This is a genomic window from Paenarthrobacter nitroguajacolicus (assembly GCF_007786235.1).
Taxonomy (GTDB): Bacteria; Actinomycetota; Actinomycetes; order Actinomycetales; family Micrococcaceae; genus Arthrobacter; species Arthrobacter nitroguajacolicus_A.
On the sequence record NZ_VNFK01000012.1, the window covers coordinates 47,460 to 71,767 of the forward strand.

29 protein-coding genes are annotated in these 24,308 nt (G+C 63.2%); 11 read left to right on the plus strand and 18 right to left on the minus strand.

Features of this window, described 5'->3' with window-relative positions:
• Positions 1–2: 2 nt before the first annotated feature.
• Together FQP90_RS15235 and pdhA are read right to left on the minus strand one after the other, a co-directional pair.
• Positions 3–1,007: an alpha-ketoacid dehydrogenase subunit beta gene (locus FQP90_RS15235; protein WP_144651927.1), complete on the minus strand. Its 1,005-nt coding sequence runs from the start codon at positions 1,005–1,007 to the stop codon at positions 3–5.
• Complete coding sequence (gene pdhA / locus FQP90_RS15240; RefSeq protein WP_439898657.1) at positions 1,004–2,152, minus strand: pyruvate dehydrogenase (acetyl-transferring) E1 component subunit alpha; 1,149 nt, start codon at positions 2,150–2,152, stop codon at positions 1,004–1,006. Before pdhA ends, FQP90_RS15235 begins: the two co-directional genes overlap by 4 nt.
• A gap of 262 nt (positions 2,153–2,414) precedes the next feature.
• Here pdhA and FQP90_RS15245 point away from each other — a divergent pair, with 262 nt between their 5' ends.
• Positions 2,415–2,987, plus strand: a complete 573-nt coding sequence (locus FQP90_RS15245) for a GNAT family N-acetyltransferase (RefSeq protein ID WP_144651929.1) — start codon at positions 2,415–2,417, stop codon at positions 2,985–2,987.
• An 11-nt stretch (positions 2,988–2,998) separates the two neighbouring features.
• Here the strand turns inward: FQP90_RS15245 and FQP90_RS15250 are convergent, their stop codons facing one another.
• Positions 2,999–3,763: an IclR family transcriptional regulator gene (locus FQP90_RS15250; RefSeq protein ID WP_144651930.1), complete on the minus strand. Its 765-nt coding sequence runs from the start codon at positions 3,761–3,763 to the stop codon at positions 2,999–3,001.
• Between the two features lie 177 nt (positions 3,764–3,940).
• On the opposite strand from FQP90_RS15250, the gene FQP90_RS15255 reads away from it, so the two are divergent.
• The 3 genes from FQP90_RS15255 to FQP90_RS15265 are packed head-to-tail and all read left to right on the plus strand — an operon-like array spanning position 3,941 to position 6,584.
• The gene (locus tag FQP90_RS15255) at positions 3,941–4,672 is read left to right on the plus strand and encodes a CoA transferase subunit A (RefSeq protein WP_144651931.1); all 732 of its coding nucleotides are present in this window, start codon (positions 3,941–3,943) and stop codon (positions 4,670–4,672) included.
• A gap of 17 nt (positions 4,673–4,689) precedes the next feature.
• Entirely contained in the window at positions 4,690–5,376 is a 687-nt protein-coding gene (locus tag FQP90_RS15260) for a CoA transferase subunit B (protein ID WP_144651932.1), read from the plus strand.
• Positions 5,373–6,584, plus strand: a complete 1,212-nt coding sequence (locus FQP90_RS15265) for an acetyl-CoA acetyltransferase (RefSeq protein WP_144651933.1) — start codon at positions 5,373–5,375, stop codon at positions 6,582–6,584. Before FQP90_RS15260 ends, FQP90_RS15265 begins: the two co-directional genes overlap by 4 nt.
• A 10-nt stretch (positions 6,585–6,594) precedes the next feature.
• On the opposite strand, the gene FQP90_RS15270 is transcribed toward FQP90_RS15265, so the two are convergent.
• The 3 genes from FQP90_RS15270 to FQP90_RS15280 form a co-directional block, all read right to left on the minus strand.
• Positions 6,595–7,359, minus strand: a complete 765-nt coding sequence (locus tag FQP90_RS15270) for an ankyrin repeat domain-containing protein (protein WP_144652029.1) — start codon at positions 7,357–7,359, stop codon at positions 6,595–6,597.
• A gap of 54 nt (positions 7,360–7,413) precedes the next feature.
• Entirely contained in the window at positions 7,414–7,989 is a 576-nt protein-coding gene (locus tag FQP90_RS15275; protein WP_208760022.1) for a GlcG/HbpS family heme-binding protein, read from the minus strand.
• 147 nt (positions 7,990–8,136) lie between these two features.
• Positions 8,137–9,756: a PucR family transcriptional regulator gene (locus tag FQP90_RS15280; RefSeq protein WP_144651934.1), complete on the minus strand. Its 1,620-nt coding sequence runs from the start codon at positions 9,754–9,756 to the stop codon at positions 8,137–8,139.
• 137 nt (positions 9,757–9,893) lie between these two features.
• Here FQP90_RS15280 and FQP90_RS15285 point away from each other — a divergent pair, with 137 nt between their 5' ends.
• The 5 genes from FQP90_RS15285 to FQP90_RS15305 all read left to right on the plus strand — a co-directional run bounded on the left by FQP90_RS15285 (position 9,894) and on the right by FQP90_RS15305 (position 14,067).
• The gene (locus FQP90_RS15285; protein ID WP_144651935.1) at positions 9,894–11,063 is read left to right on the plus strand and encodes a sensor histidine kinase; all 1,170 of its coding nucleotides are present in this window, start codon (positions 9,894–9,896) and stop codon (positions 11,061–11,063) included.
• A complete protein-coding gene (locus FQP90_RS15290) occupies positions 11,060–11,686 on the plus strand; it encodes a response regulator (protein ID WP_144651936.1) in 627 nt (208 codons plus the stop codon). Before FQP90_RS15285 ends, FQP90_RS15290 begins: the two co-directional genes overlap by 4 nt.
• A gap of 27 nt (positions 11,687–11,713) precedes the next feature.
• Positions 11,714–12,280 carry an HdeD family acid-resistance protein gene (locus FQP90_RS15295; RefSeq protein WP_144651937.1) on the plus strand — a complete coding sequence of 189 codons (567 nt, stop codon included), beginning with the start codon at positions 11,714–11,716 and terminating at the stop codon, positions 12,278–12,280.
• A 62-nt stretch (positions 12,281–12,342) separates the two neighbouring features.
• Positions 12,343–13,149: an exodeoxyribonuclease III gene (locus FQP90_RS15300; RefSeq protein ID WP_144651938.1), complete on the plus strand. Its 807-nt coding sequence runs from the start codon at positions 12,343–12,345 to the stop codon at positions 13,147–13,149.
• 33 nt (positions 13,150–13,182) lie between these two features.
• Complete coding sequence (locus tag FQP90_RS15305; protein WP_144651939.1) at positions 13,183–14,067, plus strand: hypothetical protein; 885 nt, start codon at positions 13,183–13,185, stop codon at positions 14,065–14,067.
• Between the two features lie 6 nt (positions 14,068–14,073).
• Here FQP90_RS15305 and FQP90_RS15310 read toward each other — a convergent pair whose 3' ends face one another.
• The 4 genes from FQP90_RS15310 to FQP90_RS15325 all read right to left on the minus strand — a co-directional run bounded on the left by FQP90_RS15310 (position 14,074) and on the right by FQP90_RS15325 (position 18,619).
• Positions 14,074–15,138 (minus strand): LacI family DNA-binding transcriptional regulator, encoded by a 1,065-nt coding sequence (locus FQP90_RS15310; protein WP_144651940.1) that lies wholly within the window; start codon positions 15,136–15,138, stop codon positions 14,074–14,076.
• Positions 15,139–15,251: 113 nt separating this feature from the next.
• Entirely contained in the window at positions 15,252–16,214 is a 963-nt protein-coding gene (locus FQP90_RS15315) for a carbohydrate ABC transporter permease (RefSeq protein ID WP_144651941.1), read from the minus strand.
• Positions 16,211–17,176, minus strand: coding sequence for a carbohydrate ABC transporter permease (locus tag FQP90_RS15320; RefSeq protein ID WP_144651942.1), 966 nt, complete (start codon positions 17,174–17,176; stop codon positions 16,211–16,213). Before FQP90_RS15320 ends, FQP90_RS15315 begins: the two co-directional genes overlap by 4 nt.
• A 96-nt stretch (positions 17,177–17,272) precedes the next feature.
• Positions 17,273–18,619: an ABC transporter substrate-binding protein gene (locus FQP90_RS15325; protein ID WP_144651943.1), complete on the minus strand. Its 1,347-nt coding sequence runs from the start codon at positions 18,617–18,619 to the stop codon at positions 17,273–17,275.
• Positions 18,620–18,870: 251 nt separating this feature from the next.
• On the opposite strand from FQP90_RS15325, the gene FQP90_RS15330 reads away from it, so the two are divergent.
• The gene (locus tag FQP90_RS15330; protein WP_144651944.1) at positions 18,871–19,272 is read left to right on the plus strand and encodes a helix-turn-helix domain-containing protein; all 402 of its coding nucleotides are present in this window, start codon (positions 18,871–18,873) and stop codon (positions 19,270–19,272) included.
• A gap of 9 nt (positions 19,273–19,281) precedes the next feature.
• On the opposite strand, the gene FQP90_RS15335 is transcribed toward FQP90_RS15330, so the two are convergent.
• The 8 genes from FQP90_RS15335 to FQP90_RS15370 form a co-directional block, all read right to left on the minus strand.
• Positions 19,282–19,923: a DNA alkylation repair protein gene (locus FQP90_RS15335; RefSeq protein ID WP_244296803.1), complete on the minus strand. Its 642-nt coding sequence runs from the start codon at positions 19,921–19,923 to the stop codon at positions 19,282–19,284.
• Positions 19,924–20,097: 174 nt separating this feature from the next.
• Complete coding sequence (locus tag FQP90_RS15340) at positions 20,098–20,433, minus strand: hypothetical protein (RefSeq protein WP_144651946.1); 336 nt, start codon at positions 20,431–20,433, stop codon at positions 20,098–20,100.
• Between the two features lie 121 nt (positions 20,434–20,554).
• Complete coding sequence (locus tag FQP90_RS15345) at positions 20,555–21,166, minus strand: hypothetical protein (RefSeq protein WP_144651947.1); 612 nt, start codon at positions 21,164–21,166, stop codon at positions 20,555–20,557.
• Positions 21,163–21,804 carry a DUF6286 domain-containing protein gene (locus FQP90_RS15350; RefSeq protein WP_144651948.1) on the minus strand — a complete coding sequence of 214 codons (642 nt, stop codon included), beginning with the start codon at positions 21,802–21,804 and terminating at the stop codon, positions 21,163–21,165. The genes FQP90_RS15345 and FQP90_RS15350 overlap by 4 nt, the downstream gene beginning before the upstream one ends.
• A complete protein-coding gene (locus FQP90_RS15355) occupies positions 21,801–22,181 on the minus strand; it encodes a hypothetical protein (protein WP_144651949.1) in 381 nt (126 codons plus the stop codon). Before FQP90_RS15355 ends, FQP90_RS15350 begins: the two co-directional genes overlap by 4 nt.
• Complete coding sequence (locus FQP90_RS15360; protein WP_144651950.1) at positions 22,178–22,369, minus strand: DUF2273 domain-containing protein; 192 nt, start codon at positions 22,367–22,369, stop codon at positions 22,178–22,180. Before FQP90_RS15360 ends, FQP90_RS15355 begins: the two co-directional genes overlap by 4 nt.
• Complete coding sequence (locus FQP90_RS15365) at positions 22,366–22,815, minus strand: Asp23/Gls24 family envelope stress response protein (protein WP_144651951.1); 450 nt, start codon at positions 22,813–22,815, stop codon at positions 22,366–22,368. The genes FQP90_RS15360 and FQP90_RS15365 overlap by 4 nt, the downstream gene beginning before the upstream one ends.
• Before the next feature lie 110 nt (positions 22,816–22,925).
• Positions 22,926–23,453, minus strand: coding sequence for a hypothetical protein (locus FQP90_RS15370; protein ID WP_144651952.1), 528 nt, complete (start codon positions 23,451–23,453; stop codon positions 22,926–22,928).
• Between the two features lie 173 nt (positions 23,454–23,626).
• Here FQP90_RS15370 and FQP90_RS15375 point away from each other — a divergent pair, with 173 nt between their 5' ends.
• Entirely contained in the window at positions 23,627–24,289 is a 663-nt protein-coding gene (locus tag FQP90_RS15375) for a DUF6318 family protein (RefSeq protein ID WP_144651953.1), read from the plus strand.
• The last annotated feature ends 19 nt before the right edge of the window (positions 24,290–24,308 follow it).

Consider the following 24,308-nt stretch of genomic DNA (forward strand, 5'->3'; position numbering starts at 1 on the left):
GTTCACGCTCCCAGACCGGACAGGGAGTTCCGGCGGCCCAGTGCCCGGTCCACACCGTCCAGGATCCTGTCCAGGTCCGGCAGGTGGTGCGCTTCCAACTTCGACGGTGGGTAGGGAATGTCGAAGCCGGCGATCCGCACCGGAGCGGCTTCCAGGAAGTGAAAACACCTCTCCGTAATGGTGGTGGCGATTTCCGCACCCAGACCGCCCGACTGGGAGGCTTCGTGTGCGACCACCAGGCGGCCCGTCTTCCGGACCGAGGCTTCCACTATGGAGTAGTCAATGGGAGACAGGCTCCGGAGGTCAATGACTTCCACCGACACGCCGTCGTCGGCGGCAGCTGTCGCTGCGTCCAAAGCCGTCCGAACCAGCGGTCCGTAGGCTACCAGGGTCACGTCCCTGCCCTCGGTGACCACCTGTGCACTGCCCATCGGCAGGCTTGGTTCGGCATGTTCCTTCACCTCGCCCTTGATGTGATAGCGGCGTTTCGGCTCGAAATAGAGCACCGGATCATCTGAAGAAATAGCCTGCCGCAGCATGGAGTAGGCGTCCTGTGGGTTGGAAACAGCCACCACGCGCAGACCTGACGTGTGCGTGAAGTACGCCTCGGGCGACTCGGAGTGGTGTTCGGGGGAACCGATGCCACCGCCGAACGGCACCCGAATGGTAATTGGCATGGTGACCTTGCCTTGGGTCCTGTAATGCAGCTTTGCCACTTGGCAAACGATCTGGTCGAACGCAGGGTAGATGAATCCATCAAATTGGATCTCCACCACCGGCCGGTAGCCGCGGTACGCGAGGCCAACGGCGCAGCCCATGATTCCGGCTTCGGCCAGCGGTGTGTCCACCACCCGATGGCTTCCGAAATCCTTCTGGAGTCCGTCCGTTACTCGAAAGACGCCACCGAGCTTGCCGATGTCCTCTCCCAGGAGGATGACTTTCGGATCATCCTCCAACGACTTGCGCAAGCCGGCGTTGATCGCCCGGCCGAAGGTCATGCTGCTCATTGGTTGATCCCTTCGACGCTGTCCGCTGGGAACGATTGGAGGTAGCGGGCGTAGTTTTCCTTCTGTGTGTCCAATGTTGAATTCGGCTCGCTGTAGACGTGGGAAAAGACATCCATGGGGGCTGGGGGCGGCATGGTGATGCAGGCGTGGCGCATCTCCTTGGCGACAGCGTCCGCTGCTGCGGTGACCGATGATTCAAGGGCCTCAGTGAGGACTCCCCGACTCTTCAGCAGCGCACCAAGCCTGGAGATGGGGTCCTTCGCCGCCCACTCTCCCATCTCTGCCTCGTCACGGTAGCGGGTGGGATCGTCAGCGGTGGTATGCGGACCCATGCGGTAGGTAACGGCTTCTATGAAGGTCGGTCCTCCGCCTGTTCTGGCTCGGTGCAGGGCAACCCGGGTGGCCGCGAGGACGGCGAGGACATCGTTTCCGTCCACGCGCATGGAGGGGATGCCAAAGCCCGGAGCGCGGGAAGAGATGGGCACGCGGGCCTGCAGGCCCACGGGCTCGGAGATAGCCCACTGGTTGTTTTGGCAGAAGAAGATGACCGGCACTTGAAAACTGGCGGCAAATATCATGGCTTCGTTGACGTCGCCCTGGCTTGTTGCGCCATCACCGAAATACGTCAGGGCCACAGCTTCGCTGTCGTCGTTCTTGAGTCCCATGGCATAGCCGGTGGCGTGCAGGGACTGTGCGCCGATGATGACCTGGGGTGTGGCCATGTTCAGCTCGTACGGGTCCCATCCTGAATGCGCGTTGCCGCGCCAAACGCGAACGATGTCCCCGAGGTCCACGCCGCGGCAATATGCCACGCCGTTCTCCCGGTAGCTGGGGAACACGAAGTCGTCTTCACGAAGGGCCCGACCGGATCCGATCTGGGCGGCTTCCTGCCCCAGGAGCGGCGGCCAGAGTGCGAGTTCACCTTGACGCTGAAGGTAGGTGGCCTCCGTGTCGATCCTCCTGATGACCACCATGTCCTCATACAGCGAGGCAAGCTGCTCATCGGTAACGTCCAGCACCCAGTCGTCGAACTCCGGACTCTCCCGTCGCTTGCCGTCAGGGGTAATTAACTGGATGAGGCCTTCTCCCCCCGTCCTTGGAAGAACCTCATGTTCTGTTGAAGGGCATAGCTCATCTACAAACAAACTCCACACACCTTTGTCATGTCGTCTCCAGCGGCGGTTGGGGCTGGTCCCCTGAACCGCGAAATGGGCAAGGAGGCCCCTTTTTGTGTGACCGTACTCACGCCCCTCGAAGCAGCACAACCTCGCCGTTTCATCTTGGGCACCGTGCGCATTTGGGTGGCCGATTCCTCGGAAATGCTGGGCATGGTGCCGCACCGCCGTAGTCACCGGTGTCCGATGCAGCCCGTTGCCCACCCGCGGCACGGATGACAGGATGGGCGGCATGGGAATCGAAGTTCGCCCCGCCACGGTGTTCGATGACGTGAAGACCATGGTTGGTCCTAAAAGCCCCGACGCCAATGTGTGCTGGTGCTTGAGTTATCGAATCCCGTCGAAGCTGAACAACGAGCTCCAGAGGCAGGAGCGTGGGAAGTTCGTGAAGAAACTGGTGGCGGAGGAGCCGCCTCCCGGGGTTTTGGCGTACGACGGCGACGAAGTAGTTGGGTGGGCAGCGGTGCACCCGCGCGCGGACACCAGTTTCGCGAAGAACCGGAAGATCCCCCATGTGGACGACTCCGAGGTATGGTCCGTGTGGTGCCTACGTGTGCGGCCGGGGCATCGTGGAAAAGGCATCTCGCATGAGCTGTTACGCGGGGCCATCGAGTTCGCGAAGAGCCACGGTGCCCCGGCGCTCGAGGGGTACCCCGTAGACAACAAGGGCGGCAAGGTGGACCTGACCATGGCGTACGTGGGCACGCGCAGGCTCTTTGAGAAGGCCGGGTTCAAGAAGGTCGCCGAGACGACGTCCGTACTCAACGGTTTCCCCCGGGTGCTCATGCGCCTGGACCTGCGCTGAACACCACCCAACTAGGCGCCCTGCAACCGCGCCGTCATCCGGTGCGCTTCCTCGAGCAACAGCTTGCCCAGGAACTCCTGACGGTCCGGCCGGAACCGGGGCTCAATACCGGTCAGGGATAGAGCCCACGCAGGCCTTGTCTGTTGGTCAAACACTGCAGCACCCATCCCCCAACTGCCCTCAAGAATCAGTCCGGGATTCACGGAGTAGCCGGTCAAACGGGTCTGCTCCAGGTTGTCCCGCACCACGTCCGCAGGATGTCCCGCAGCAAAATCGGCTGCGTGCGCCGGCCAATCGGCCAACAGGGATTCCTGCTCCTTGGGAGGCAGGAACGCCATGATGGCCGTGCCCGCGGAAGCCACCCCCAGCGGGAAGCGAACGCCCTCGTGCAGCACGAATGACCTCACCGGGAATGACCCTTCTTCGCGCAGCACGCACACGGTCTCGTTGCCCCGTCGAATCGAAAAGAACGCGCTCTCGCCGGTCTCGGCAGCCAACCTTCGCAGGGACGGCCGGGCAATGTCCTCCATGGGGAATCGAGCCGCCGCTACCGACCCCAACAGAAAGACCTCGGGCCCCAGCACCCATTTACCGGAACTCATATCGTGTTCCAGCAGCCCCTCCGCAGCCAGCGAGGTCAGTAGCCGGTGCACAGTTGGCCTGGTCAGCCCGGATTCACGAACCAAACCCGCCAACGAAGTGCCCTCAGGCTTCCGTCCCACCAGCCGAAGCAGCAGCGCTACGCGCCCCACCACTTGCGCTCCCTGTACCGCCATAGTGGCCTCCCGAAGATTTCATCCACAATATGGACACCACCCACCATAGCGTCCATAGCGTGAGTAGCCAACGGGATGGCCCGTTGACCCACACCCTGAAGAAATCTAGGCTCCAAGGAAAGAACGGATCGTCCACAAAGTGGATGCCACTCACTAACACTCAACGAGGAGTCCACCATGTCCAAGATCCACGCGAGCGCAGCCCAAGCGCTCCATGACCTGATGGCAGACGGCTTGACCATCGCCGTCGGAGGTTTTGGCTTGAGCGGCATCCCCGCCGACCTGATCGACGCCGTCCGCGAGTCGGGCGCCAAGGACCTCACCATCGTCTCGAACAACATGGGTGTGGATGGCAAGGGCCTGGGCGTGCTGATCGAGGCGGGCCAGGTCCGCAAAGTCATTGCTTCCTACGTGGGCGAGAACAAGCTCTTCGCTGAGCAATACCTGGCTGGCCAACTCGAAGTCGAGTTCACCCCGCAGGGCACGCTGGCCGAACGCCTCCGCGCCGGCGGCGCCGGTATCCCGGCCTTCTACACCCGGACCGGCGTGGGCACCCTGGTTGCCGAAGGCAAGCCGCTGGAAGAGTTCGACGGCGTCACGTACGTCCGCGAGCGCGCCATCACCGCCGACGTCGCACTGGTCCACGCCCACACCGCGGACACGGACGGCAACCTGGTGTACCGCTACACCGCACGGAACTTCAACCCCGTGGTGGCTACCGCAGGCAACGTGACCATCGCCGAGGCCGAGGTGATCGTGGAGCCGGGCCAGCTGGACCCCAACCACATTGTCACCCCGGGCGTCTACGTCCAACGGCTTGTCCAGGCAAGCAACAGGGTCAAGGACATCGAACAGCGCACAGTCCGCCAGCGCGCTGAAGCGCACCACACCGTACCCCTTACGGTCTGAAGCAGAAGGAGCAAACCATGGCTTGGACACGAGACCAGATGGCCGCGATTGCGGCAGAAGAACTGAACGACGGCGACTACGTCAACCTCGGCATCGGCATTCCCACGCTGGTGGCCAACAACCTGCCCGATGGCGTGCGGGTGGTCCTCCAGAGCGAGAACGGGCTACTGGGCATGGGTCCGTTCCCTTATGAGGGCGAAGAAGACGCCGACCTTATCAACGCAGGCAAGCAAACAGTCACCATCACCCCCGGCGGGAGCATCTTCGACTCTGCAACGTCATTCGGCATGATCCGTGGCGGGCACGTGAAGGTAGCCATCCTTGGCGCCATGCAGGTGTCCGGCAGCGGCGACCTCGCCAACTGGACCATCCCCGGCAAGATGGTGAAGGGCATGGGCGGTGCCATGGACTTGGTGGCCGGGACACCGCGCGTCGTCGTCCTGACCGAGCACAACGCCAAGGACGGTTCGGCCAAGATCGTCACCGAATGCACCCTCCCCCTCACGGGACTGCGCTGCGTGGACCGGATCATCACGGATCTCGCCGTATTCGACATCGAAGAGACGCACGACGGCGACACTCGCCTGCTGCTGACACGTCTCGCCCCGGGCGTCACCGTGGAAGAGCTCCGCGAAAAGACCGGGGCCGGGTTCGCGGTAGCGCTCGCCTCTGTTGAACACACCCTCGAAGGAGCCAACGCATGAGCCTCAAAGACCAGTTCGGCAAAGACATCCTGCTCACGGGATGGGGCCACAGCAAGTTCGGGAAGTTGGCCGATGAGACGCTGGAATCCTTGGTGGTCCAGGTGGCCGGGGAGGCCATCAGCAACTCCGGGCTGGCCCCCAAGGACATCGACGAGATCTACCTCGGCCAGTTCAACTCCGGCATGCAGCCGCTGGGTTTCACGTCATCCCTGGCACTCCAGCTCTCCGCGGACCTGGCAAACGTCCCCGCGACCCGGACGGAGAACGCCTGCGCTTCCGGGTCCGCCGCCTTCCAGCAAGGCGTCAAAGCCGTGCTGGCCGGGACTGCCCGGAACGTGCTGGTGATCGGTGCGGAGAAGATGACCGATGCCGGAGCCGACGTCGTGGGGGCAGCGTTGCTCGGCGCTTCCTACGAAATGGCTGGCAAAGCCTCCAGCACCGGATTCACGGGCCTCTTCGCGGAGGTCGCCAAGCATTATGACAAGCGCTACGGGGCGGGCATCACCGGTCCCGGTGTCCAAGGCCTCGGCGACGTCCTGGGTTCCATCGCCGCCAAGAACCACCGCAACGGCATGGACAACCCTTACGCCCAGATGCACCGCGACTTCGGCGAGGAATTCTGCCGGACCATTTCGGACAAGAACCCCATGGTGGCCGAACCCTTGCGCCGCACCGACTGTTCGCCGGTCTCGGACGGAGCTGCCGCCGTCGTGCTGTCATCGTCGGCGACCGGGGGCGCAACCGCCCCCGTGCGCCTGGCTGGGTTCGGCCACGCGAACGATTTCTTCCCCGCAGAACGCCGCGATCCCACCGAATTCGCCGCTACCAGGGCGTCGTGGGAGCGCGCCTTCGCCATGGCCGGCGTCGGCATTGAGGGGCTGGACTTCGCCGAGGTTCACGACTGCTTCACCATCGCCGAACTCATCATGTACGAGGCCATGGGCCTGGCTCCCCGCGGTGAAGGATCGCGGGCCATCACGGAGGGTTGGGTCTACAAGGACGGCAAGCTCCCCATCAACGTCTCCGGCGGCCTGAAGGCGAAGGGCCATCCTGTGGGCGCCACCGGTGTGTCGCAGCATGTCATCGCCGCGATGCAGCTCAGCGGCACAGCCGGCGACATGCAGTTGCCCCACGCCCGTCGCGGAGCCGTCCAAAACATGGGCGGGGTGGGCATCGCCAATTACGTGAGCGTGCTGGAAGCCGTCTAGCCCATCTACGTCAGCGGGACCGGATCAGCGCCGCGATCTCCGTAAACCCGAGCCGCTCTGCATTTTGCAGGGCGGTTCGGCCTTGCGGATCACGGATGTCCGGGTTGGCTCCGGCCGCGAGGAGTTGCCGGACCACGTCCTGCTGCTTGGGGCCGCCGTTATTGAGCAGGATGGCTTCCTGCATGGCGGTCCAGCCCAGGTTGTTGACGTGGTCCACGGGCACGCCGGCTGCGATAAGGATCCGAACGGTGTCCGTGTGTCCGTGTTCGCTCGCCGGGATCAGGGCAGTGCCGCCGTAGCGGTTGGTGCTGCGCACGTCCGCCCCCGCTGCCAAAGTCAGCTCCAGGACTTCGTTGAAGCCCTCCGCGCCGGCATACAGGAACGCGGAGTCCTGGATGTCGTCCTTGGCGTTCACGTTTCCGCCGGCCGCGATCAGCTCCCTCACCTTCGCAACGTCGTTGGCCTTCGCGGCAAGGATCAGGAGTCGGTCGGTTTCCATCTGGGCTTCCGGTGTCAGTGTGGGCGGCACAGCAGCCGACGACGCCGGGCCGGGAACCGCGCCCGATGGTTTGGCTGAGGTGGGGGCTGCCTGGGCCGGCGCTTGGTCGGAAGGCGAGGCGTCGGAAGGCGAGGCGGCCGCCGTCGAGCTTGAACTGGCAAGGTCAGAGGGCGACGACGGCGCGCACCCGGCCACGAGCCCGACCAGCACCAACCCCGCCCCCACCACCCGAGTTTTTGTCCAGATACCGCCCTTAAGACGCTCCCATAAGGGCATCACCTGTACAAAAACGCGGGCGCGGGCGCGGGTGCGGGTGGTCATGAGTCGAGGCTACTTCGCCGCAGTGGCCAAGGCCTCGGCACCGGCGGTGGCGCAGGCCTCGTCAAGTGCACCGTCGGGAGCGCCGCCAACACCGATCCCGGCCACAGAAACGCCATTGACCTTCAGCGGGACTCCGCCGGCCAGGAACAATGTGCCGGGGAGGTCGGCGATGGAAGGCCCGTTGCCGTTGATGCGCTTGGCCAGCTCGCTGGTGGGAGCACCGAACGCGGCAGCCGTGTAGGCCTTCTGCTTGGCGGCCTCGATGGTGTGCTCGGCGGCGTTGTCACCACGGAGGATTGCCTGGACGGTGCCGAAGCGGTCCACCAAAGCAACGGTAACGAACGGCAGCTTGTCCGCCTGGCACTTGGCCAATGCAGCATTCACGGCTTTGCTGGAGGCGCCCACGGTGATGCGGTTCTGCGCCACTACGTTCTCGGGGGCGGGCTGCACGTCCGCGGCAACCTTCGCTGAGGCCGTTGCAGGCACGGCCGCAGGTGCCACAGCGTTGGCCACAGCCGTGATTCCACCGGTGAGCAACAATGCTCCGGCAGCGGCGGCGGCAATCATCTTGTTGGACTTCTTCACGGAGTTCTCCTCGTAGTAAGCATCGGGTACATCTCCATGCTTCCGTGACTGTCCCGTTGCCACATCGGCCCGAAGCAGACCCCGGGCTCATCCCTTCCGCCGGCCGTATCAGCCAAAAGGTGGAGAGACCAACAACCGCCTGTGGTGTCAGCCGAGCGGCTCGGTGTCGATCTCCTGCAACCGCAACTGCAGGGCCAAGGCAAGCCGCACGTCGGGGTCTTCGATGTCCACCACTTCGGCCATCCTGCGGAGCCGGTGGCGGAGGGTGTTGGGGTGCAGCACCAGCGCTTCCGCCGCCCGCGCGACATCGTAGTGGGCCGCGATCCAACAGCGGAGCGTCCTCACGTAGTCGGTGCCCTGGCGGCTGTCATGATCCGAGACCACGGACAGCGGTTCGGCGTCCAGGGCCGAACGCGTCTGTAATGCGTCCAGCACCTCAAGCAGGAACAACGGCGCGCCCAACACCTGATGTTTGCCGATAGTGCCGTGCCCCAGCGGCCCACACACCACACCGAGCGCCTGTTTCGCCTGGCTGTAGCCGAGGGGCACGTCCGCTACGCCCGCCAGGGAGCGGCTGACACCTGCCCGCCAGCCCCCACCAACGCTTTCCTCGGACCGGGCCAAGACGGAGGCGATGATCGTTTGCAGTACCGGAGAATCTGCCGCCGTGCCGATCACCGCAACCGTCTGTCCTTCCAAGGATCCCACTGCGGCCGGAAGCCGGTACGAGGACAGCGCCATCCTTAGCAGGACGCTGACATGCACAGCGGCCGATCCCGCCGACATTCCCCGGGAGTGAGCGGGCGGGTTCTCGTCCCTGCCGATCACCACCACGGTGGCACCGGCGTCAAACCGTAATCCGAAAGACTCCGCAATCCGCCGTCTTGGGCCTGTTCCGCGGAAAAGCTGCCCCAACCGGTCTGCCCGTTCCCGTCGATCGGCGTCGGCAGCGACGTTGAGTCTGGCCAAATGCGGAGCGGCAAGGCGAGCAGCTTCCACCAGTACCTCCGGGGCTTTGTCGGTCAGCGCCTTCTCGCCTTTGATGACCCAGATACTTCCCAGGGGTTCGCCGCCGTCGCGGACCGCAATCGCAAGCCGGGGCCTGAAATCCGGCTGGTCACTGATCCAGACAGCAGTGTCAGCGCGCAGCACAGCGGAATAGTCCTCTGCATTGGTCGGGTGATCTGGGACTCGACGCCCCAGGATCCCGTCCCTCCGCAGATCATCCACTTCCTGGCCGGGAATCGTCGAATATGCCAGCACCCGCATGGACAGGTCTTCGATGGCCACCGCCCCGCCGGCTCGTAGGGCGACGTCATTGGCCAACGAGAAAAGGTCCGCCGCCCGATCATCCTCTTCGAGCACCGGCCCGGTGACCGCCCGCAGCGCATCGATCAGCAGGTAAAGCTGCCCCCAGGAGAGTTCTTCGCTGCACTCCAGCAATGACACGCCCGCACGGTTGGCCGCCGCGGTGAGGGGTTCCGGGTCCACCGCCCCGGCACGCACCACGACTGCAGCGACGTGCGCTTCCACGGCCCAGTCCAGCAGCTCGACGCTTGGGCCGCCCGGAACCAGCAATACAGCCTCGGTCAGGTCAACGTGGGCCTGATCCGTGTCATGGATCGACGGCGAGCCGATGGCTACTGATGGGCCGTGCGGCAACGCCAGGGGGCGCACGACGTCGGGGCCCAAGCTGTCAAGCAAAATTCCAACCGTGATGCCGTCCCATGGCATAGACACGGCGTTGACCTGGTCAACTGGTTTCATCGACGGCGGTGTCCTCTTCTGGATGGATTGCTTGCTCTTCCGCTACTTGTATCAGCCAAAAGGTGGAGAGACCAACAACCGGCCGGGACCTAGCATGGAAAGAACGCCTCCAACGGATACGGAAACGGGAACCACCCATGCCAACTGCTCCTCCACAGCCCGCGCAGGGCAGCCGGATCGACGGCCGCATCGACGCTGTGGTGCACTTGGGCTTTGCCGTGCTGATGGTGGCATCGGCGGTCCGGTACGTCATGCGGCACTCCCCCGCAGACAACCTGTGGACGGTGGCTCTGGCCGCCGCAGTGTGTGCGCTCTATGCCATGACCGCAGTCTTGGCACACCGGTGGCCAGGCCGGGGACGCCGGCTGTGGATGCCGTGGATGGTCGCCTTGGTGGCGGCCTGGGCGGCATTGGTCATCGTCGCCCCGAGCTTCGCCTGGTGTTCCTTCGCCATCTTCTTCCTGGCACGCACGGTTTTCCGCGGGTGGGCCGGGTATGTGGCGGGCGGGGCGACGGCGGCGGCCACCGCGGTCGGGCTCTTCCGGATGAGCGACTGGACGGACGTGGCCATGTTGCTCGGCCCGCTGGCCGCGGGCGCCCTGCTCACCTTGATCTACGACAAGATCGAGCGCGACCAGGAGCGACTCGCCGCCAGCGAGCGGGAGGCGGGGATCGCCGCCGAACGCGAGCGCGTTTCACGTGAAATCCACGACACCGTAACCCAAGGCCTCGCCAGCAGCCTGCTTCTCCTGGAAGCAGCACAGCGGTCCTGGCCCGCCCAAGCCGCCCATGACGACGTGCGCCGGGCTGCCGATCTGTTGAGGCGGAACCTCGCCGACACCCGGAGCCTGGTACACGAACTCTCCGCCCCCGGCCTGGAATCCGGGCCGCTTCCTGAGGCCCTGGAGCACGCGGCACGGCAGTACGTGGACTCCATCCGCGTCCAGGTCACCGGTGATGCGCGGCCGCTTCCGTCCGAGGTGCGGCACGCCCTGCTCCGCGTCACCCAGAGCGCCGTGGCCAACATCAAACTGCACGCCCGCGCGGACCACGCCAGCGTGACGCTCGGGTACCTTCCGGATGCCGTCACCCTGGACGTGTTCGACGACGGCCGCGGCTTCGACCCCGGAGCGGTACCTCCGCCGTCGGAAACCGGAGGATACGGGCTGCGGGCCATGCAGCAACGCGTGGAACAGTTGGGCGGAGAATTGTCCGTGGAGAGCACTCCCGGTGAAGGCACCATCATCGCGGCGCAGCTCCCACTGCCGGCGGCCGGCACCGAGACCGCCCTGAAGGAGGCCCCATGACCACCATCTCCGTGCTGCTGGTGGACGACCATACCGTCGTCCGTAGCGGTCTCAAGGCGCTGCTCGGCACCCAGCCGGATATCGCCGTCGTCGGTGAAGCATCCTCAGGTGAGGAAGCGCTGGACGCCGCCCAGCAGCATTCGCCCGCAGTAGTCCTGATGGATCTTGCGATGGGCGCGGGGATGGACGGCATCGAAGCCATCAAGCACCTCCGTCAGCGCAATCCCAAACAGGCGATCATCGTGTTCACCACCTACGATTCCGACGCCGACATTGTTCGGGCAGTGGATGCCGGCGCCATGGGTTACCTGCTGAAGGATGCGGCGCCGGAGGAGATTTTCGCAGCGGTGCGTGGTGCAGTGCAGGGGAAGAGCGTCATGAGCGCACCCGTGGCGTCGCGCCTGTTCCAACAACTACGGAACCCGGACGAGGTCCTGACTCCTCGCGAAGCCGAGCTGCTCAGCCTGCTGACCGAGGGTCTCAGCAACCGCGATCTCGGTAAACGGCTGTTCATTTCCGAAGCAACGGTGAAAACCCACCTCGCGCACATCTACGCCAAGCTCGGTGTCGAGACGCGCGCGGCGGCCATTGCAACAGCCATACGGCGCGAGGGGATGCGGTAAAGGCGCGTGGTTGGTTACGCTGACCATATGTCGGACGTAACGGATCGCAAGATGTTCAAAACCCCGGGAACAGCTTTGTTGGTTCGGGGTGTCCTGGCCATTGTTTTTGGCCTGTTAATCCTTCTGCTGCCCAGCGCCACAGCGTTAGTGGTGGTGGTCATGTTCGGGTTCTTCGCGATCATTGACGGCATCACCAGCGTGGCCCACTACTTCTACGACCCCGCAGTCCGTTCACGCTGGACCGTGGTGGGTGGCTTGATCTCCATTGCGGCTGGCATCGTGGCGATTGCCTGGCCTGGGTTCACAGCGGCGGCCGTTGGCGTCCTCATCGGGCTGTGGGCCTTGGTGCTTGGGCTTTCGCAGCTCGTCCTGGCCTTCGCGGCGCGGAGCTTCATCCGGAGCTGGGGTATTTGGTTCCTGATGGGCCTCATCACCACCGTGTTCGGCATCGTGGTGTTGGTCAACCCCGGAATCGGAATCCTGGGCCTGGTGGCGATGTTGGCGGCTTTCGCGATCGTGACGGGACTGCTGTTGATCGCCTCCGGCGTTGGGCTCCGCAAATTGGCCAGTGCACCGTCACTGTACGGGCACTGATCCTGCACGGTAAAACCCGGTAGGGGGATGCGCTCAGCGCCAAGTTCGGTAAGTTAGTGGCTGTGAAGATAGCTACCTGGAATGTGAACTCCCTCCGCGCCCGTGCCGACCGCGTTGAAGCCTGGCTTGAGCGCAGCGACTGTGATGTCCTGGCCATCCAGGAGACCAAGTGCAAGGACGAGAACTTCCCGTGGGAGCTCTTTGAGCGCATGGGTTATGAGGTTGCGCACTTCGGTGTGAACCAGTGGAACGGTGTTGCCATCGCTTCCCGGGTTGGACTGGAGGACGTCCAGCGCACCTTCATGGACCAGCCGGCATTCGGCAAGGCAGGCAAGGACCCCGCCCAGGAAGCCCGCGCCATCGCGGCTACCTGCGGCGGCATCCGTATCTGGAGCCTCTACGTTCCCAACGGCCGCTCGCTTGACGACGAACACATGCCGTACAAGATCAAATGGCTCGACGTCCTGCAGGGTCATGCAGCAGAGTGGGTCGCGTCGGATCCGACAGCCCAGATCGCGCTCATGGGTGACTGGAACATCGCCCCGTTCGACGACGACGTCTGGGACATCGAGCTCTTCCGCACCAACAACTACACCCACGTCAGCGAACCCGAGCGCGCAGCGTTCCACGCGTTCGAAGCCGCCGGATTCACCGACGTCGTCCGTCCCTACACCCCCGGCCCCGGCGTCTACACCTACTGGGACTACACGCAGTTGCGCTTCCCCAAGAAGGAAGGCATGCGGATCGACTTCTGCCTGGCCTCCCCCGCACTGGCCTCCCGGGTCACGGGAGCTTCCATCGACCGCGAGGAACGCAAGGGCAAGGGTGCTTCGGACCACGCCCCTGTGATCGTGGAGCTGGCAAACTAACCACACGCTCATCGACGAAAGGGCCGGCCGGACATGACTGGAAACCTGTACAGGGGCCAGGCAGGATTGCCGTTCTCCTCGTCGCTGCGCATTTATGAGCCGCTTGAGGCCTTCCCGCCCGAGCAGCAGCGGCAGCTCGTGGCGGAGGGCGGCAAGGCAGGTTCCCGGGCCGCCGTCGAGAATGCGGAGCTTCAAGCGTCGCTGGGGCGCATCACGCGCTCGGGTGGCGATCCCTTCCCCACCGGTCGTACGGACCTGGTGCGGATGACCCGCGTTCCCGGTGGCCGCCACGCCGCCAAGGACAAAGACGGGGACGACGCCGGACACCTCCTTTACTGCCCCAGCCAGATGGTGATTCGGGCCGGCTTGGCGGCCAACGCGCTCATGGATGGCGTCCACAGTCCGCTGGCCGATCTCCTGATCCCTGTATCGCAACGGGATAAGCACCAGGCCCGGATTGACCGCATCAACGCCCGCGAAGACGCCAAGCGCGTCCACACCCGGGCGTCCACGTGGGGCATCCCGTTCAGCTGGTTCTCGCTCTTCGCCGAGTCGGACCGCAAGGATGTGGTGGAAGCCGAGGGGCGTATTCTTACCGTCCGCGTGTGGACGCCGCTCACCGAAGCCCTGGAACGGGCACGATTTGCCGTGGCCCACCTGGCGCTGGCTGCGCCTGACCTGGACATGCTGGACGACCTGACGCAGCTCACGGAATGGTTGGAACTCTTCCATGCCGCATCCATGGTGGAGCTGGATTACGGTGCCGTGGCGGACAAGGTGTATCCCGACGAATCCCCCATGGACGTTCGCTTGGGTATTGAGTGCTTGGCCGAGGGCGACATGACGGGGGCGGCCGCTGCCTACAGGCGACTCGCTTCGCGGTGGATTCCCATCCGGCAGCTGGCTCGCGCTTCCTAGCCAGTTCTAATTGCTGCTGACGCCGTTGGGCGGGGCTGTTGTCTCACGCACAATCAACTGGTGGGGGGCCACCTCGGAATGCACTGCCCCCGCGTTGCCGTCCAGTTCATCCAGCAACATCCTGGTGGCGAGTTCGGCCTGGTTGTCAGGGCGTTGACCCACAGTGGTCAGGCCCAGTGACGACGAGAAATCGTGGTCGTCAATGCCGATCACCGAAAGGTCCTCCGGCACTCTGACTCCGTGGCGGCCGGCCTCAAAGATGACGCCCATGGCCATCTCGTCCGACGAACAGAAGATGGCCGTTGGTTTGCGGCCGGGTTGGCTCCACAACCGGTTGAACGCCTGCTGCCCGCTGGCTACGGTGAAGTCACCCCATTGGTCCCACTCGGGACGGACCTCCAGGCCGGCGTCGGTCATGACTTCCTGGAAGGCGCGTATCCGCACACGGGGAACGTCGAAATTCAGGTCCGTCTCGTCGTCGCCATGAAGTAAGGCAATGTCCGTGTGTCCCAGATCCAGCAGGTGCTTTACCGCCGTGGACGCGGCGTCGTAGTCGTTGATGCCGATGTAGGGGCAATCCTCAACATGGCCACCCACAACAACCAGCGGTATGTCGATCTTGTGCAAGTGCTCCAGTTCTTCCTCGGTCAAGGACATACACAGCACCAACAAGGCGTCGATCTGCTTGTAGACCATGGTGGAGCTGAACAGCCGCTCGCGGTTGCTGCCGTGGCCGCCGAGGTTGAACAGGGAAAGATTGTATTTACGCGAATGCAACTCCCGGTCCGCGCCTTCGATGGCCTTGGAGAAGAACCACCGGCTGACGAACGGGGCCAGGACCCCGATGGTACGGGTGCGGCCCGTCGCCAAACCGGAGGCGGACGACGACGCCACATACCCCAAGGAACTCGCTACTTCGAGGATCTTCTCCCGGGTTGCGGGAGACACCCGGGGCAATCCCCTGACTGCCCGGGAAACGGTCGCCGTCGAGACGCCCGCTGCTGCGGCAACGTCCTCAATACTGACACCCGTGTGGCCGCCGCGTTGGGACCTACCCGTTGTTCGTGACACAGGCTCCCCTCTCCGGCCGCCGTTGCTCCGCCTACACCTTATTTCGGGGCTTGCTGAGTGCGGCCCTCGGTTACGCAGCGGCGTAATGCGCTGCGCAACCGAGGCCGCGCTTCCTAGCCCTTGAGACCGCCGGACAGCAGGCCTCGCACGAAGTACCGCTGAAGGCCAAAGAACACCAGCAGCGGAATAATGATCGAGACGAATGCTGCGGCCGGGTTCAGGTAATCCCTGGCGCCACGGGTACCGGAAATCTCTGCCAAACGCTGCGTAATCGGAGCCACGTCCGCCGTACCTCCGGAGAACACCAGCGCCACCAGCAGGTCATTCCATACCCAGAGGAACTGGAAGATGGCCAACGAGGCCAAAGCCGGAACGGAGAGCGGCAGGATGATCCGCCAGAAGATGGTGCTGTGTCCGGCACCGTCCACCCTTGCTGCCTCGATGACTTCACCGGGAATCTCTGAAATGAAGTTGTGGAGCAGGAAGATGCCCAGCGGGAGGCCGAACATGGTGTGGGCGATCCACAGTTGCGCGTATGAGCCTGCAGGAAGCTGCAGGGTCTGCGTGAAGAACTGCAGGAGCGGAATCAGCGCCATCTGGAGCGGGATGATCTGCAGGGCGAAGACGAAGATGAAGAGTGCGTCGCGGCCCTTGAACTTACCCCACGCGAAGACGTAAGCGGCCATGGATGCCAGAACCAGCACGAAGATGGTGACCGGGATGACGATCGCTATGGAGTTCACGAAATACTGCGAGAGGTTGGCGGACTGTGAGCCTGCCGGTGTGAGGACATCCACGTAGTTCTTGAATGTGAAGTCCCAGTCAACGAAGGCATTCCACCAACCGTTGGAGCGGGGGCCCACCTGCTTGGCGGCCGGACGGAACGAGGTAACGAAGAGGCCGAACGTCGGTACGGACCATACGACGGCGATGATGATCGCTGCCGCTGTAGCCCACTTGGACGTGAGCTTGGTCTTGACCCGCCGCATGATCGGCTGGGCGTCCTCCGTGGGGTCGGATCCAGGACGCTGCCGGGTGGCCTTCGAGGCCTCTTTCGGGGCTGGCGTGGCTGTCAATGGATCTCCCTTTGCTTGCGAAGGACACGAGCGTTGTACACGACGATTGGCAGCACCATCAGGAACAGGACCAAGGCCAGGGCGGCACCGCGTCCCGGCTCACCGGCGCGGAAGGCCTGCGTGTACATTTCATTGGCAACGACCGACGTGTCGTAGTTACCGGCGGTCATGGTTCGGACGATGTCGAAGACCTTCAGCGTGGCGATGGTAATGGTGGTCAGCACCACCACCAAGGCTCCACGGATACCCGGAACCGTGACGTTGCGGAACTGCTGCCAGGCGTTGGCGCCATCCAGTCGGGCTGCTTCGATGAGCTCCACCGGAACACCCTTGATGGCCGCCGACAGGATCACCATGGCAAAGCCGGTCTGGATCCAGACCATCACGATGATCAGGAAGATCGTGTTCTCCGGGGCATCCAGCAAGAACTGCTTGGGATCCATTCCCAAGGCATCCCGGAAGAAGTTAAGGACACCGGTCTGCTCGATGCCGGGGCCACGGTAGTCATAGACGAGTTTCCAAATGATGCCGGCGCCCACGAAGGAAATGGCCATGGGCATGAAGACCAGCGACTTCAGAACCTTTTCGCCCCTGGCCTTATCGATGAACACCGCGTATGCGAGTCCAAAGCTGGTGGACAGCAGGGGGACCAGCACGGTCCAAATGACCGTATTCCGCAGCGTGGTCAACGCTTCGGGCTGCGTGAACATCCAGACAAAGTTGTCCAATCCGTTGCCATTGCCGCTGGCATCGGTGAAAGCCAGCATTGATGTGCGGGCTGCCGGATAGACCAAGCCCACCAGCATGAGGATCGCGGCGGGAGCAAGGAAGCCAACAACGGTCACTTTGTCCTTGACCGACTTGGGTGCCCTGTCCACCAGCAACATGATGAGGCCGATAACCGCTGAGAAGATCGCCAGGGCTATCACTACTTGAAGGAGTTTTTCTCCGATAAATTCCATACCCAACCTCCGGGGCGTGAGTGAATCACTAGGTTCCGGGAAAAGCGCTGCCTCCCCGGCTGGGCAAACCAGTCAGGGGAGGCAGCACTTTGGGAGTTAGCTCTTAGGCCAGCTGGATTCAATGCTGTTGGCTACATCCTGGGAGGACGTGCCGTTGATCCACTGCACGATGCCCTTCCAGAACGAGTTTGAACCCACAGCACTCGGCATCAGGTCCGAGCCATCGAAGCGGAAGACAGTCTCGGGATCCTGGAGGATCTGGACGGTCAGCTTGTCGAGGTCGGACTGTGCGTTGTTGGGGTCAAGTCCCTTGTTGGCACTCACAACACCGCCCAGCTTGACGCGGTTGTTGGCGAAGTCGGCGCTGGCGAGGTAAGCCAGGAACGACTGGACCTCAGGGGTGTCCTTGTAGGCGCCCACCATCTCGCCGCCACCGGTGACTGCCTTGCCCTTGCTTTCGTCAATCGGCGGGGTGATGAATGCCCACACGTCGCCGTCCTCGGCAACGTTTGTTCCTGCGGGCCAGTTGGCGGCCTGGAAGTTGGCCTGGTGGTGCATCGCGCAAGTGCCATCCAGAACAGGCTGGCCAGCCTGGGCGAAGCCGGTGCTCAGGATCGAGCGGACGTCACCGAAGCCACCGTTCACCATGTCCTGGTTGAGCAGGATGTCGCCGGCCTTGTTGAAGGAATCGACGATCTTGGGGTCGTTGAACGGAATCTGGTGGGCTACCCACTGGTCGTAAACTTCGGGTCCGTGGGCGCGAAGGACAACGTCTTCAATCCAGTCCGTGCCGGGCCAGCCAGTGGCCTCACCGGATTCGAATCCGGCACACCACGGCTTCATGTTCTTGTCATCCGCTGCGATCTTCTTGGACAGCTCGATCATTTCGTCCCACGTCTTGGGAACTTCCCAGCCCTTGTCCTTGAAGGTCTTGGGCGCGTACCAAACAAAGCCCTTGACGTTCGCAAGCATCGGAGCGGCGTAGTACGTGCCATCTACCGTGCCGTACTTCTTCCAGTCCGGGGACCAGTTCTTGTCCACCAGGTCGGAGACGGTCTTCGGAGCGGGCTTCAAGTATCCTGCCCGTGCCTGCGTGGCAAGAAGACCGGGCTGCGGGAAGATCGCCACATCAGGGGCGGTGCCGGACTGAGCACGGACACCGATCTGCGTTTCGAATTCCTTGCTGCCTTCGTACTTAACAGTGATTCCCGTGCAGTCTTCGAACTGCTTCCAGGATTCCTCGAGGTTGGTTGCTTCGATATCGACGATCGTCGAGTAGACGGAGACGGTCTTGCCGTCGTGCTTGCCATAGCTTTCGTAGGCGGAGCAATCATTGGAGCCGGCGGTGGATCCCCCACCGCCTCCATCTCCGCTACAGGCGGAAAGGGTAAGTGCCAGGACACCGGCGGCTGCGACCGGTAGCAGGTACTTGGTTTTCTTCATGCTAAAGACTCCTCGCTGAGTACAAGTGATTCGGCGGCGCAATTGATGTGGTGACGCTCACACTAGCCATGTTCTCAAGGTAAATGCAAGCGCTTACACCGACCGTAATCACACTGATACCAAGTAGCCTGCTTATTTCGATGCGGCATACCCATTGAGCCTGTGATGACGGTGCGCGGGGAAGCTTTCGATCCCACCTGAGCATGCCTGCGATTTGTTTACCCAGTGTTGCCTATGGAAAAGTGGGAAGCGTGGATGAACTAGAAGCACTCCAGACCATCGGCCGCCTGATCAAGGAAGAACGCCTGGCCCAAGGTCTGAGCCAGGTGCAGTTGGCCAAGCAGGCGGGTACGGCCATCAAGACAGTGCGCACGTTGGAATCAGGAACGCGGCGTACGCAGGAAATCAACCAGCGCAAGCTTGAGCACGCTCTTGGTTGGCGCGCTGGATCCGTCTCGGAGGTCCTCAAGGGAAAGTCCACCTTCGCCCCGGACATGATCACTCCGGATGACATGCGCTCCAGCGATGAGTCGCGTCAGGGGCCACCCCGTGTTTCCGTTCCCGCAGCTCCCGTGGCCCGGGCTTCACACCTTTCCGACGAAGAGCTCCTCGCAGAGCTCACCTACCGCATGATGCACCGCAACAGAGGCTGAACCGCCCCGCTACAGCGACTTGCGCCGTACCATCTCGTTGATCCAGCTGGGCGCGAACGGTGATGTGCAATTGGGCGGCGTTGGGTAGTCCTTGAGGACTTCCAAACGCTCACCGATATCCAATGCGCGGGTCCGAAGCTCCGGGTATTCAATTCCGATCTGCGCCAAGCAGTGGTTCATGGCCCACTGAAGCCGGTCCGGAGCGTCCTTCATGTGGGCCTCGATGATGTCCAGAAGCGCGCCCAAATCCAGTCCTTCCGGCTTCTTGACCACACGTTCCGACGTAAGAGCCCACCCGGCACTCGCAACCACAGGGTCGGGATCGGCGAACCAGGCAACGCGCAGCACCTCGGCGTGCGGGCTCTTCTTCACCACGTAGTTCACCAGCCAGTCATGGACCTTGGGAGCCCGGGCTTCCCGCAGCATGCTGTCCAGTTCATCCCGCTCGAAGGCCTTGGGACGGCAAATCAGCAAGGACAGCAACCTGGCGGCGGTATCCCCGGTGTCCCACAGCTCACGCGAAAGATCCTGCTGTGTCTTCAACCTCTTCGCGACGGCACGAAGTTTACCCAGGTTCACGCCATGGTCGTCACCGTGTTTCTCGTTGACTTCGCGGGCACGGGGGTCCTCCAGCGAAGCCAGTTCCGCCATCAGCTCGGCCACCGACGTTTCAAGCACTGTTGTTCCAACCACTAAGGCCTCCTCGTGTCCATCGTGTGTGGACATCAGGCTACTAGTTAACCGACAGCGGGATGGCAGCCCGTGCCAGTGCGGTCTTCCGCTATCAAGGCGAGCTGCCATCCCGTTGGGGTCGGTGGAGGGATCCTACTTTTCGCCCTTGAACAGACCGGCGATCTTGGAACCCAGGCCCTTGACGTTTTCAGCAACGTCCCCAGCGATTTCCTTTGACTTTTCGGCGACGTCACCCGCCAATTCCTTGGCATTTTCTCCTACGTCACCAGAGAAAAATTCCTTGACGTTCTCGGCAGCGTCTCCGGCGAACTCTTTGACATTCTCGGCAGCTTCGCCAGCAAATTCCTTGACGTTCTCCACAGCCTCGCCAGCAAATTCCTTAGCGTTTCCCAGGGCTTCGCCGGCCGCATCCTTGGCGTTCTCCGCCGCGCTATTAACCGCCTCGGCGCCCGTGGTTTCTTCACTCATGCTGCTCTCCTCTGTGACGATTGGATCTGTGGCAATGCGTGCCAAAGGAGGGATTCCCCCTTTGCCTTTCAAACTATTGGCAGACGCCCGGATTGTGCAATGTCAGCGGACATATACGACGTCAGCGGACCCTTTCGGCCCGGGTAAACCTGGACCGTGCACCGGAGACCATATGCACCAGCACGGGGGTCTTCTGACCAATGACAAGGTCCAAGGCTTCCACCAATTGCGACACTTCGGCCGCAAGGAGGTGGGGCGCCACTCCTTGCCGCGGTTGGATGCGGATCCGCAGGCCTGGCCTGCCCTTCACTTCGAGGGTTGTCACGGAGGCGCCAGCGAGGTCTGTCCTCTCGGCGAGGGCGGCCCGCAGTGCCTGTTCAGCTACGCCGCCACCGATCCTCACTTCGCCATCAACGTCGCTGTCGTCGTCGCTGGCCACCAGAAGGTTGGCCCTGCCTTTGCCTTGCTGCGACAGCCAGGCAACCATCCCGATGATGACCGCCACCAGGACCAGCCCGGCCACAATCCACAGCCAGCTCTCTTCGCGTCCGGGGAAGCGCGTCTGCCGGAAAGCATTTTCTGCGCCGGCCCACACTCCCGCGGACCAACCGTGCCACCACGTTGCCACAGCAGGGACGGTGGCCAGCAGCAGGAGTAGAAGTCCCACGGCCAAAAGCTTCACGCCGATAATGAAGAGCAATACCCGGTTGACTCCACGCGGTGTTCCGTTCACGCCCCGATCACCCCCGACGTCGCAAGGTTGACCCGAACTGCTGGCATCGGCACCGGTGACATTTCCTCAAGTTCCGCTTGCACCGCAGTCAGCACGGCCTCTTCGCTCACGCGGCTCCCCGATGTTGGCCTTACATTGACCACTACCAGCTGCCGCGAGACAACCACCATGACTTGTTCCGGGGTCACGTTCGCAGCCGTCCGTGCACGACGTGCCAGCGCGGACGCCAGGACTTCGTCATCAACCACGACGGCGGTGCGCGGGTCCCGGAGCAGATGCCGGGCACGCCTGCCGGGGAGCACTGCGTGAAGCAGGAAGAAGAGCCCCACCATTGCTATGACCGCGCCACTCGCGCCGAGGAGCAAGGGCGAGATGCCATCCGGGAGAGCGATGATTCGCTCCGCAGCCGTGCTCGGGTTGATCAACCACGGCGGCTGCCCAATGGCGCGGACCCCCGCTTCAAGCAAGGCGTAGACGCAGAGGACGATCACCAACACAGCCGCAATCGAGGCTGCCCCGGCGCGGGATGAATGCGTTTCCCGGCGCAGAATGCGGCTCATATCCGGGTCTTCACCTGCTACGGGGACGGCGTCCGGGCTTGTGCCATTCACTTGCTGTGTTTCCTGGTCCTGTGTCACTGAACGCGGCCTCCCTCCGTAACGTGCGCTCCGCTGATCCTGATGTCCACCCTGCTTAGCTGCGAGCCGCTGAGCCTCGTGACGGTCTCAAGGATGGTGGCCTTGGCGGCGACGGCCCTGTCCCAAATTGAGCCACCGAAGCCTTGGACCCGCTGCGGATCGCGGAGGACGTCGGTCAGAGCCGGGATGCTGATAGGCGCCACGATGGACAAAGCCAGGAGGCCGTCGTCGTCCGCCCAATCTGCGCGGATGTCGCTGGCCTCCACGCCGAGAGCTTCGGCGGCCGCGGCACGGGCCAAAGATGTTAATGCCTGGGTACTGATCCGGTTGTGGCCGGCCAGGCTGGTGGTGGATTCCACAGCCTCAGCCACGCTCATGACGAAGAGCGCCGGCCCGTAATAGCGTCCAGGACGCCGCGGAGATCCAGCTTGCCATCAGCCGCGCGGCCAAGCAGTGCCCCGATGCCCATGAAAAGCAGTGAGACCAGGAAGCCCCACAGCCCGAACGCGAAAGACATGAACGCCACAAAGGCGCCGATCGCGATGCCCACCACGGTCATGCTCACTGAAGTGCCTCCCTTTCCACTGGGACAGTCTTGGCACCGGCGGGTTTGGTCGGCGGGGCCACGTAGACGTCGTTGATCTCGATGTTGACTTCAATGACCTGGAGACCGACGAGTTCTTCGACCGCCCGGAAGACAGCGGACCTGACCTGGTTGGCCACGCCATGCAAGGGGTGGCCATACAAGGCGACCAGGTTGATGTCGACGGCCACCTGGGTCTCACCGACCTCTGCGCGGACGCCTGCTGCGTGGTCCGAGCTGCCGACGGCGTCGCGGATCGCGCCGAGGGCTCGGGACGGGCCTGACCCCAAGGAGTACACGCCGGGCACGGTGCGGGCAGCGATGCCGGCTACTTTAGCCACAGCCGCCTCGGAGATGATGGTGCGTCCGGTACCGAGGATCTCGCTGCCCCCAGGCACGGGATCAAGCTGCACGTTCTGGTCTTCCATGGAGCACTCCCCTTCTCTTGAGTACCACCCTAGCGTCTAGCTCCGACGCTTTGGGAGAAGCATCCTGCCAGAAGGGAATGCGCGCGGCGCTGCTCAGTTCCTGCGCGGAGCTACTTACAGTTCTTGTCAGTCCAGTCCTGAATGGGCTTCATCAGTTCTTCGAACTTCCCGTCACCGTATTTGCTGAAGTCCGTGCCTGCGGACTCCGTGAAACTGCGGAGCTCCTCGAAGGCCGGCTTCAGCTCTTCCGGCACTTTGCCCTGCATTTGGGACAGTTCCTGCTTGGCCTTTTCTATGTCCTCGGGCTTTCCGCCCACCATCGCCGACAAAGGCAGGATGGTGACACTCAGCATCGTGGCACTCACCGACAGGCAGGCCTCCGACATCGACGTGAAATCGCCGTAGACCCCGCCGGTTCCTCCTGTCGTACCGCTTGTGGGGGTCGTGCCGCTTGTGGGGGCGGTTGGCTCGGAGCTTGTACCGACTTCCGCTGCCGGCGCCTCCGACGACGCTGCAGGCGTGGGCTGGGCGACCGGCGCCGGGGCCGAGCACGCACTGAGCGTCAGGGCAGCGGCCACCAAGGCCACTGATAGAAGGCGGGCCGGATTGGACGTGCTGGTGAGCGAGATGTTGACCATGGTTCCCCCAATAGGATGCGTGCGAAGACGAGCCGGCGAGGCAAGAATAACGCCCATCGCACTGCGGTGAACAGAGTGAGTTATCCACATGCCTCAGTTCGTGACTGGGTTGCCGTTGTTGGCCCAACCTAGACTGGCCGACACATCGCCACAACACTGCCGGGGAGTCTGTCATGCCACGCCGTTCATTCTTGTCTGCTTCTTTTGGTCGTGCCCGGCCGGCGGCCTTGTTTCTCGCAGCCGCGATGCTCCTGAGCGGCTGCCAGAGCGGCGGCTCCCCCACCGCAACAAGCTCGACGACGGCGACACCCACCCCCAGCGCTTCGTCGCCTGTTGCTGCGGCCACCCCGGCTGCATCGGCTGCGTACAAGCCGGCAGATGCGAAGGGGAAGGCGCAGAATGTGCCGGTTCCTGTGATGTCGGAGCTGGCGAAGTCGAACTCAAAGGCCGGGCTGGAGGCGTTTATTGGGTATTGGTACGCAACTTACTCCTACGCGATTGAAACCGGCGATCTAACTGCATGGCGAGCTATCACCAATACGTCAACTCCCGTGGCGGTCGCCCACGAAGAATCGGTGGAACTTAACTACATCAATGGCAGATGGATGGTGGGCGGGAGGCTGGCGACGCCAGTCGTCGAAGTCACATGGGAGCCTCAGGGAGGTCCCGTTTACTCGACCAAGGTCCAAGTAATTCAAGAGGCAATTCAGTACTACGATGCCGAAGGGGTCGAGGGCCAACCGAACTCAGCCGCCACCAATACGGCCGATGCCGTCCTCGCAACATACGTTGACGGTGCTTGGAAGGTCACCGAGTACGGATCGATCGTGGGCTAGCCGTGCGGACACTCGCCTC